Raw genomic sequence first — 10226 nt, 5'->3', positions numbered from 1 at the left:
GTTTCGCTTGAGGTAAGTGGAGAACCACTCGACTCGATGACCGGAGCCGTTTGCCTCAGCGAGGAAGGCGTATTCTACGCATTTCCTGGTGTTTGTCAACCACTGTTTTTAGCGGGTGAAGCAAGCAACCAAAACGACGCTAACTTCCTGACAAACCGAAGGTTTTCACCTTCACTCACCGCTGGTAACGCTGGGCGTCCCCGGCAGCGGATGCGTACTTTACGGGTTCACCAGGCGTTTGGCAAGCACTATCTTTAAAAAGATCCAGCGCCCTATAAAAAAGCGGCAAACCTTCATTATGGATATGCTCCATAGCAAGAGGCTGCCGCAAACCACCGAACACAGTACTTACAAAAACATCTGACTGGTACCAAGAGCACGCCTACACAAGCTGCCGGTTAAATCTCAAAGCCCAACCCAAAATCTTCGCTGGAAATAGCCATTAGGCTGGCAGCACCGGCTTGGATCATTTGTGCATGCGCTTTCGTACGCGGCAGTAGCCGCTGATAGTAGAATCGCGCAGTATTAAGCTTAGCGGTATAAAACGCCTTATCATCACCTTCAAGCGCAACAGATGCTTGCTTAGCAGCACGCGCAAACAGGTAGGCAAGCGTGACATAGCCGGAATACATCAGATAGTCGACACTTGCCGCCCCAACTTCCTCACGATCCTGCATCGCTTTCATGCCAACCCCCATCGTAAGCTCACCCCACTCTGCGTTGAGCTTAGACAGCGGCGTAATGAACTCTTTAAGCGTAGGGTTATCAGCCTCGGCTTTACAGAATTTATGAATCTCTTTGGTAAAGACCTTGAGCGACTCCCCTTGGCTCATCAGCACTTTTCGACCCAACAGGTCGAGTGCCTGAATGCCGGTAGTACCTTCATAGAGCCGCGTAATACGTGCATCACGCACTAGCTGCTCCATCCCCCACTCTTTAATAAAGCCGTGACCACCAAAAACCTGCACGCCTTCATTAGTACTCTCAAAACCGACTTCCGTTAAAAACGCTTTAACGATCGGCGTGAGCAGTCCCAGCAAGGTTTCAGCACGCTCTTTTTCTTCACCAGGCTGGCCAAGCTCAACGGTGTCCAGCAGCTGGGCGGCGTAAAGCACCAGCATGCGCCCACCTTCGGCAAACGCTTTTTGCGTTAGCAGCATCCGGCGCACATCCGGATGAACGATAATCGGATCGGCAGGTTTTTCGGGCGCCTGCTTGCCTGACAAACCACGCATCTGTAGGCGGTCACGGGCGTAGCTCAACGAATTTTGAAAACTGGCTTCAATGAGGCCAAGCCCTTGGATACCCACGCCAAGGCGCGCAGCATTCATCATGGTAAACATGCACGCCAGCCCTTTATTAGGCGATCCAACCAGATAACCAGTGGCACCATCAAAGTTCATGACGCACGTCGCGTTACCATGAATGCCCATTTTATGCTCAAGGGAGCCGCAGGTTACCCCATTGCGCTCACCGGGATTGCCATCCGCATTAGGTAAAAACTTAGGCACTACAAAGAGTGAAATACCTTTTGACCCTTCTGGCGCATCAGGCAGTTTGGCGAGAACCAGATGAACGATATTTTCGGCCAGGTCATGCTCACCAGCGGAGATAAATATCTTGGTGCCGGTAATGGTATAAGCCTCTCCAGCGGCTGGCACGGCGCGAGTCTTGATTAACCCGAGATCGGTACCACAATGAGGCTCTGTTAAGCACATGGTGCCCGTCCAAACGCCTTCAACCAGCTTGGTAAGATACGTCGCTTTCTGCTCGTCGGTGCCATGATGGCGCAGCGCGTCAGCGGCACCATGAGAAAGCCCTGGATACATGCCCCAAGCCAAATTGGTCGCGCAGATCATTTCCGAAAGTACCATAGCAAGCGAAGGCGGCAGCCCTTGCCCACCGTGCTCGGGGTCAGCCGCCAGACTTGGCCAACCGCCTTCTACGTACTGCTGGTACGCCTCCTTGAAGCCTTGAGGTGCTTTCACCTCACCGCCCTCTAGCACACAGCCCTCTTCATCGCCGCTTTGATTAATCGGCAGGAGAACATCACGAGCAAAGCGCGCGCCCTCTTCCAGAATGGCGGCCACTACGTCGGGTGAAGCGTCATCACCTCCAGGCAATGCAGCGTAGTGAGTAGGATAATCAAGCATTTCGTCCATGACGAAACGCATATCACGCAGAGGGGCCTGATAACTTGGCATAGCACTTCTCCTAAACGGGGAGTTGAAAGCAGCACTAGATTTCAAAACAGCTTTCAAACACATGTTTGAAAGCTAGCGCGCACCGCAAAGCGAGTCAAGCGAGCGTTTGAATTAAAGCCACATTACCGCTAGTCCTTTGGTCGAAGCATTGAGAATTGATCGGCTAAACGCAAAAAACTCGCCAGCCGAATTGCTGGCGAGTTGATGTCTGAGCAACGGATGCGCTTTCACTGCATCCTAATACCACCATCCAACCGAATCACCTCACCATTAAGCATGGAATTAACAATGATATGCTCGGCTAGCTGGGCAAATTCCTCTGCCTTGCCTAACCGCTTTGGAAAAGGAACGGAGGCGGCAAGCGCTTGGGCGGCTTCATCAGGTATGTCGCCCATCATCGGCGTTTCAAACACGCCCGGCGCAATCGCCATGACACGAATAGCATGCCGAGAAAGCTCTCTAGCGGCAGGCAAACTCATCCCCACCACGCCTGCTTTAGAGGCGCTGTAAGCGCACTGCCCCACCTGGCCATCGAAGGCGGCTATAGATGCCGTGTTAATAATCACGCCACGCTCGCCATCCTTATTGGGCGTGTTTTTTGCCATGGTCGCCGCTGCCAAGCGCATGACGTTGAAGGTACCCACCAGATTGATATTGATTGTTTTGGCATAGGCGTCAAGGTCAGCCGGATTGCCTTCTCGATCTACCAGCTTGGCCACACTAATCACGCCAGCACAGTGAATAACGCCCGCCACCCCTTTTTCTTCGCTTAATTTGGCAGCGACATCGAACGCCAGCTGCATTTGTTCTGAAGAAGTAATATCGGCCATACAGGCTTTTGCGCGCTCTCCTAGTTGGGCAGCATGACGGCTAATACTGTCGCTTACATCACACAGGACCACCTTGGCGCCAGCGGCCACCAACCGCTCAGCCGTTGCTGCGCCCAACCCAGACGCCGCGCCCGTAATTAAAAACGTACTCTCCTTTACCTGCATAATAGCGCTCCTTTATTTGTTATTCGCGAATGTACTATTAATGGATACGCGCTCTTTCAAGGGATTTATACACACTGCTTGAAACGCTGGATTTCTACCGCCACGCCTTTTAGGCAGCTCCGCCTTAACACAGGGGCGTCCATCTTTTATGTTAGATTTCTACAAGCACTCGTTTACGTTAACGTAAATACAACGCTAAAAGCTATACGCACAATAGCGCCAACTATCCAGAGCATTCAGGGTAATAGACTGCTTCGCTTGAGGGTGCAAGCACCACACAGATAGATAGCGAAAACTAACAATGCTGATTCAAAAAAGAAGCAAACGCCCGTTAATGAGCCATGATCATCGCCACCAACTCATCCGCAAGGTCATCTGGCGTACGCGGGCCACTGGGGTCATACCAGCGCACGGTCCAGTTCAAAGCGCCCAATATAAATCGCGAAACCAGAAAGCGATCCCCACGGATAAGCTGCGCTTCCAGCGCATCGTCTATAACCTGCACCCACAAGGCCTCATACGCATCGCGCAAATGGCTTAAATGGGCACTAGCGACAGGGTCCAAGCGCCGCCATTCAAACAGGGCCACCACATGGGCATTGCGGTCGGTAAAAAGTGTTTCCAGATGAGCACGTGCCATCGCGCGCAGCCGCGCTTCAGGATCAGACGAGCAGTGCTCAATTGATTGGCGAGCAATCGTTAACGCATTCTGCATTCCTTCCTCGATCACCGCAGCAAGGATTTCCTGTTTGTCTTTAAAGTGATGAAACAGGCTGCCGGACTTGATACCCATTTCCTGCGCCAGCATACGTACAGTGGTACGATCAAAGCCCTCCTGAACAAAAAGCTGAGCCGCTAAACGCGTCAATTCCTTGCGACGCACAGATGTATTTATTACATTCATTTCACTCACACTAGCGCTTGCTTGGTTATCCACGAGAAAACCACAGCCCCGCCAATGGGTCAACGCATCGCTTATTGCCCAGCAGAATAATCACAATAAATCCTAAGGAGTTAGCCAATGAATACTGCAACCGATATCGTATTTCTATCCGCTGCACGCACCCCGATGGGAGGCATGATGGGCAGCTTATCGAGCATGAGCGCCCCTGAACTGGGCGCGGTTGCTATTCGTGCGGCGATTCAACGTGCGGGTATTGAGCCCGATGCAATTGATGAAGGCATTATGGGCTGCGTGCTTCCAGGTGGTGTCAAACAAGGCCCCGCTCGCCAAGCCATGCGTCAGGCCGGTATACCAGATGCGTGCGGCGCAATGACGATTAACAAGCTATGTGGTTCGGGTATGAAGGCCGCCATGCTCGCCCACGACGTGATTAAAGCGGGTAGTGGAAAAATTCTACTGGCGGGTGGCATGGAGTCCATGTCCAACGCACCCTACGTGCTGACCAAAGCCCGCGGCGGTTATCGATTGGGCCACGGCGAGCTCAAAGACCACATGTTTCTGGATGGCCTTGAAGATGCTGAAACGGGCACATTAATGGGCGTTTTCGCTCAGGATATCGCTTCACGGCGAGGCTACACGCGGGAGCGTTTGGATGATTTTGCCATTGCCTCGCTCGAGCGCGCTATCGCGGCTTCCAACGGCGGGCAACTAACAGCTGAAATGGCGCCTGCCACCGTATCTACGCGCCAAGGCGACACGCTTATTGAACATGATGAACAGCCGTTTCAAGCCAAACTCGACAAAATTCGCCACATGCGACCAGCCTTTTCTAAAGACGGCACCATCACCGCAGCAAACGCCAGCTCTATCTCCGATGGCGCTTCAGCGCTTATTGTGGCCAGCGCAGAAGCAGCCGAACGCCACGGCGTGAAGCCATTAGCCAGAATGCTGGGGCATGCAACCCACGCTCGCCACCCCAGCGAGTTTACGATTGCACCAGTAGGCGCCATAGAAAGCCTGATGAAAAAGCTTGGCTGGAGTGTCAACGATGTTGATTTATTTGAGATTAACGAAGCCTTTGCCGTAGTGACGCTAATGGCAATGGACGATTTGGGCTTGCCACACAGCAAGGTCAATATTTTTGGCGGCGCCTGCGCCCAAGGGCACCCTGTCGGCTCTACCGGCTCACGCATCATTGCCACGCTTATTCACGCCCTACGTACTCAAGGCGGCAAACGTGGCATTGCCAGCCTGTGTATTGGCGGCGGCGAGGCCACGGCGGTTGCCGTTGAGCTTATCGACTGACATAAACGACGCGGGGCCAACGCTTTTCAGCGTTAGCCCCGCGCCCTTCTCCCGCTCACGATAGCAGGTCGTTGCCTAACCAAACCGCCCGGTAATGTAGTCGTGAGTACGCTGGTCCTGGGGGTTAGTGAATATCTGATCAGTGGTGTCCACTTCTACCAGGTCACCCATATGGAAGAACGCGGTGCGGTCTGCCACACGAGCGGCCTGCTGCATATTGTGGGTAACCATGACGATGGTATAGCTCTCACTTAGCTCATCAATCAGCTGCTCTACTTTGGCAGTGGCAATCGGGTCAAGTGCGGAGCACGGCTCATCCATCAAAATGACATCCGGACTTACCGCTACCGTTCGTGCAATACACAAACGCTGCTGCTGACCACCTGACAACCCGGTACCTGGCTGATCAAGACGGTCTTTTACCTCTTCCCAAAGCCCTGCGCGGCGCAAGCTGCTTTCTACAATATCGTCAAGCTCGGCCTTACGCCGCGCCAAGCCGTGCAAGCGCGGCCCATATGCAATATTTTCGTAGATGGATTTCGGGAAGGGGTTCGGCTTTTGGAACACAATCCCCACCTGAGCGCGCAGCAATACTACATCACGGTTAGCCGCATAAATATCGTTTTGATCTAATGTAATTTTGCCTTCAACACGACAGATATCGATGGTGTCGTTCATGCGGTTTAAGCAGCGTAAAAATGTCGATTTACCGCAACCGGAAGGCCCAATAAAGGCCAGCACTTCGTTTTCGTAGATATCCAGGTCAATACCGTTAATTGCCTGAGAGTCACCGTAAAACACCTTAACGGCTTCGGCACTCATTTTGACCTTATCTTTCGCCTTGCTAGTGCGGCTTTCACCGCCCCCGACGCTAACCATGGGGGTTGTTGTCATCGGCTCTGTTGAAGTATTCACTTACCACCTCGTCTCGAATTTTTTACGCAACCAAATCGCCAATGCATTCAAGCTTAACATTAGTCCCAGCAATACAATGATGGCCGCAGACGTGCGTGCTTCGAAGAAATTACGCAGCTCATTGCCTTGCCATAGATAGATCTGTACTGGCAGCGCGGTTGATTGATCCAACGGTGTTGCTGGCACACTCGCGACAAACGCGTTCATACCGATCAGAAGCAAGGGCGCTGTTTCCCCCAATGCTTGAGCAACACCCAAAATAGAGCCTGTCAAAATACCGGGAAGCGCCAAGGGCAATACGTGGTGAAATACCGTCTGCACTCGCGATGCCCCGATCCCCAACGCCGCTTGACGAATAGAGGGCGGAATTGAGCGTAACGATGCCCGCGTAGCGATAATAATGGTCGGTAACGTCATCAACGTAAGCACCAGCCCCCCTACCAGCGGCGCTGAAATAGGCAATCTTAAATAGCCAATAAAGATAGATGCGCCCAGCAAACCAAACACAATGGAAGGAACCGCTGCCAGGTTATTGATATTGATTTCAATTAGATCGGTTAAGCGATTCTTGGGCGCAAACTCTTCCAGATAAATAGCGCTTGATACCCCTAACGGCACAGACAGCGCGATGACGATTATCATCATAAACAGCGAACCCATAAAGGCACCGGCCAGGCCCGCTGATGCCAAAGAGCTGCGTGAGTCAGTATTTAAAAATAACGAGGTACTAAACGCGTTACGAATGACGCCAGACGCATCAAGCTGATCAGCCCAGGCACGCGTTTGAGCACTTAGCTGTTGGCGTGCATCAGGCAAATCACGATCAATATTACCTTTGATCCAGACATCCACGTTCGCACTCGCCAGCATCTTGAGTTCGACGGTTTGCCCCAATAGCGAAGGATCTTCAACAAACCGATCACGCAACGCATAGCGCTCGCCGGAGGTGACAAGCGCACGCAGATCACGTAACTGCGGTCCCTCTACCTCTACCCCCAATGCCTCTTCCAGAGCGTTATCAATTAAGGATTGCCAATTAACCTGCCCTGCCTGCGTTTCCCACTGTAAAAAACGCTCTTCAAACTCAAACAGGCTCTCGCCACTAGCGCGTTCAGGCTTGGGCTCAAGCTGGATAATCTCAGGGTCGAAATACACATCCATATACATGGTGGCTTGCCAAAACGCAGGCACACCACGCATCAGGATACTGATAAACAGGATGGCGACCAGCGCCATACCGGTGATAACAGCGGCGAGACCCATCCACCGGAAGCCGTTCTCTTTGCGATGCCGTTTCGCCAGCGACTTTTCAATCGTCATCAGCCGATGTTGCCGACGCTGCTCAATCGTTATGGACATAGTCACTTACTCGTATTGCTGGCGATATTTACGCACGACAACCAGTGCGATGACGTTTAGGCCTAAGGTGATCACAAACAGGGTAAGACCAAGGGCAAACGCAACCAGTGACTGGGGGCTTGCAAAATCCATATCCCCGGTCAGTTGGTTAACAATCGTTACGGTAATAGTCGATACCGCCTCGAAAGGGTTGGCATGCAGTACAGGATTATTACCAGCGGCCAATACCACAATCATGGTTTCCCCAATCGCACGGCTAGCTGCCAGCAAGAAAGCACCCACGATGCCGGGAAGTGCGGCGGGCAATACTACCTGCCGAATCGTTTCTGACTTGGTGGCACCCAAACCCAGCGCGCCATCCCGCAGCGACTTAGGCACTTGGGTAATAATGTCGTCAGACAGCGAGGAGACAAAAGGAATGATCATGATCCCCATGACCAGGCCCGCTGTTATCGCGCTGGTTGTGCGAATATTAATGCCAATCAGATCACCAAAAGCGGACAGAAAGGGGCCCACAACCATCAGCGCGAAAAAGCCATAAACAATGGTCGGGATACCCGCCAAAATTTCAATCACCGGCTTGGCCACATTGCGCAACCAGGGCGGCGCGTACTCTGCCATGTAGATTGCGGTCATTAACCCAACAGGAATCGCTACCAACAGCGCAATGGCACTGACCATTATGGTGCCCCAGAGGAGAGGTAATAAACCAAACTCACCTTGGCTAGAGGTACCAGAGGTGCTAAACCGAGGGTTCCAGGTAGTGCCAAAAAAGAAGTCGGCGGGACTAATAAAACTAAAGAACCTCATTGCCTCGCCCAGCATGGAGAGCACAATGCCAATCGTTGTAAATATAGCAACAGCCGAGCTTGCGGCTAGCGCAAACATAATAACCCGTTCAACTTGGTTACGGGCGCGCCATTGGGGCGTGATATGCCGCCGTGCAATGACTAGGCCCGCCACAGATAACACAGCAACTAACGCCACCAGGCTAAAATTTTCAAACGTTTGAAGCCTTGCCATATGTGCCGCAGCGGCCCACTCTTCAGGACTACCGCCTCCCGCCACACCACGTTCGTTTGCCAAGGCAGTTACACGATCCAGAAACGTCTGCATTTCACGGTCGCTCATACTGGCAACCATGTCAGCAGGCAACTGCTGAATAACCAGCATGTCAATTAACTGAGGGGCTAAAAATGACCATAATAAAAATATAGCGAGTGCAGGCAAGCCGCACCAAAGCGCCACAAGCGTACCGTAATAGCCCGGCCGCGAATGCATTCGTACATCTTGAGTTGCCGCAACCGCACGGCTGCGCGTCAAGCCTAAGTGGTATGCCAAGGCCATCAACACCAGCAGCGTGGCTATCAAGGCAAAGTTGCTCATTATCTTTCCGCCTTTGACTTGCTACGTTTAAGCGCCAGCATCAACTGCATGATGCTGGCGCAAAAACAAACTTAATAAGGTACACCGAATCTGAAGCAGTGCCGCACTTAGTCGACGCTTACGACCGTACGTGATTCGAACTGCTCAAGCGCTTGGCTACGCTCGTTTTCATCCATCGGGATCAAACCAGCGTCTTCCAGCGGGCTGCCATAGCCAGAGGTCATTTCGTTCAGGAAGAACTCAGTGTATTCCGCCAGACCAGGAATCACGTCAATGTGCTCGCCTTTCACGTAGAAGAACAGCGGACGAGAAACCGGGTACTCACCAGAGCCAATCGTTTCCAGGCTAGGTGTTACACCATCAACGGTCGCCACTTGCAAGCGGTCACGGTTTTGATCATAGAAGCTAAGACCGAAGACACCTACTGCATCTTCCTGAGCATCCAGGCGCGCCAGGGTTTCGGTGTAATCGCCGGCAATTTCAACGATACGGCCATCGCCACGCAGGTTGTTACAAGCGTCGCCTTCTACTTCAGCGACAGTGTCACAGCCCGGGTGAACGACTTTTTCTTCAAAGACTTCACGCGTACCGTGGTTGGAAGCTGGGATAACCAGCACGATTTCCTGGTCAGGCAGGTTGCTGTCGATTTCAGACCAGCGGGTGTAGGGGTTATCAACCAGCTCGCCGTTTTGCGGCAGTTGAGCAGCAGCCGCTTTGAAAACGTGCTCAGGTGTTAGTGCAAACTCGCCACGATCAAGACGCGAGGCAAATACGATGCCGTCGTAGCCGAATTGAATTTCAAGAATTTCGTTAACACCGTTTTCGGCACAGCTTTCCACTTCACCGCTACGAATTGAGCGAGAAGCGTTAGCGATATCGATGGTGTTTTCACCAACGCCCTGGCAGAACTGACGAAGGCCGCCACTTGAACCACCAGAACCAACCACCGGCGTATTAAACTGAGAATACGTATTACCAAACTCTTCAGCCACGATACTTGCAAACGGCAGTACAGTAGAAGAGCCCGCAATTTGGATTGTGTCGCGAGCCATGGCAGCGCTTGAAACACCTACCGCTAGACCGGCTACTACTGCAACACTTAGCGTATGCTTTTTCACGTCGTGTTCCCCTCTGGTTTGATATCCGGCCAGCTGATGC

The 10226-nt window shown here is 52.4% G+C and carries 9 protein-coding genes; 2 read left to right on the top strand and 7 right to left on the bottom strand.

Features of this window, described 5'->3' with window-relative positions; translation table 11 throughout:
• Positions 1 to 258, top strand: a 258-nt coding sequence (locus ACT3RU_RS12280; protein WP_483392695.1) for a hypothetical protein, incomplete at its 5' end; no start/stop codon positions are given.
• Between the two features lie 140 nt (positions 259 to 398).
• Here ACT3RU_RS12280 and ACT3RU_RS12275 read toward each other — a convergent pair.
• The 3 genes from ACT3RU_RS12275 to ACT3RU_RS12265 form a co-directional block, all read right to left on the bottom strand.
• Positions 399 to 2204: an acyl-CoA dehydrogenase C-terminal domain-containing protein gene (locus tag ACT3RU_RS12275; protein WP_087106601.1), complete on the bottom strand. Its 1806-nt coding sequence runs from the start codon at positions 2202 to 2204 to the stop codon at positions 399 to 401.
• A 227-nt stretch (positions 2205 to 2431) separates the two neighbouring features.
• Positions 2432 to 3199, bottom strand: a complete 768-nt coding sequence (locus tag ACT3RU_RS12270; RefSeq protein ID WP_087106603.1) for an SDR family NAD(P)-dependent oxidoreductase — start codon at positions 3197 to 3199, stop codon at positions 2432 to 2434.
• A 331-nt stretch (positions 3200 to 3530) separates the two neighbouring features.
• Complete coding sequence (locus tag ACT3RU_RS12265; RefSeq protein ID WP_087106605.1) at positions 3531 to 4103, bottom strand: TetR/AcrR family transcriptional regulator; 573 nt, start codon at positions 4101 to 4103, stop codon at positions 3531 to 3533.
• 117 nt (positions 4104 to 4220) lie between these two features.
• On the opposite strand from ACT3RU_RS12265, the gene ACT3RU_RS12260 reads away from it, so the two are divergent.
• Entirely contained in the window at positions 4221 to 5408 is a 1188-nt protein-coding gene (locus ACT3RU_RS12260) for an acetyl-CoA C-acyltransferase (protein ID WP_087106607.1), read from the top strand.
• A 75-nt stretch (positions 5409 to 5483) separates the two neighbouring features.
• Here ACT3RU_RS12260 and pstB read toward each other — a convergent pair whose 3' ends face one another.
• From pstB to ACT3RU_RS12240, 4 genes are all read right to left on the bottom strand, one after another.
• Complete coding sequence (pstB, locus tag ACT3RU_RS12255; RefSeq protein WP_192527557.1) at positions 5484 to 6287, bottom strand: phosphate ABC transporter ATP-binding protein PstB; 804 nt, start codon at positions 6285 to 6287, stop codon at positions 5484 to 5486.
• Positions 6288 to 6323: 36 nt separating this feature from the next.
• Positions 6324 to 7682, bottom strand: a complete 1359-nt coding sequence (gene pstA / locus ACT3RU_RS12250; protein WP_192527482.1) for a phosphate ABC transporter permease PstA — start codon at positions 7680 to 7682, stop codon at positions 6324 to 6326.
• Positions 7683 to 7688: 6 nt separating this feature from the next.
• Positions 7689 to 9068 (bottom strand): phosphate ABC transporter permease subunit PstC, encoded by a 1380-nt coding sequence (gene pstC, locus ACT3RU_RS12245; protein WP_192527483.1) that lies wholly within the window; start codon positions 9066 to 9068, stop codon positions 7689 to 7691.
• Positions 9069 to 9175: 107 nt separating this feature from the next.
• Positions 9176 to 10186, bottom strand: a complete 1011-nt coding sequence (locus ACT3RU_RS12240; RefSeq protein ID WP_192527484.1) for a substrate-binding domain-containing protein — start codon at positions 10184 to 10186, stop codon at positions 9176 to 9178.
• Between the last annotated feature and the right edge of the window lie 40 nt (positions 10187 to 10226).

The sequence above is a fragment of the Halomonas sp. TP35 genome (assembly GCF_052375975.1).
In the GTDB taxonomy this organism is placed as follows: Bacteria; Pseudomonadota; Gammaproteobacteria; order Pseudomonadales; family Halomonadaceae; genus Vreelandella; species Vreelandella citrativorans.
The sequence above is the reverse complement of the archived record's forward strand: the minus strand, read 5'-3'. Positions and strand labels throughout refer to the sequence as shown.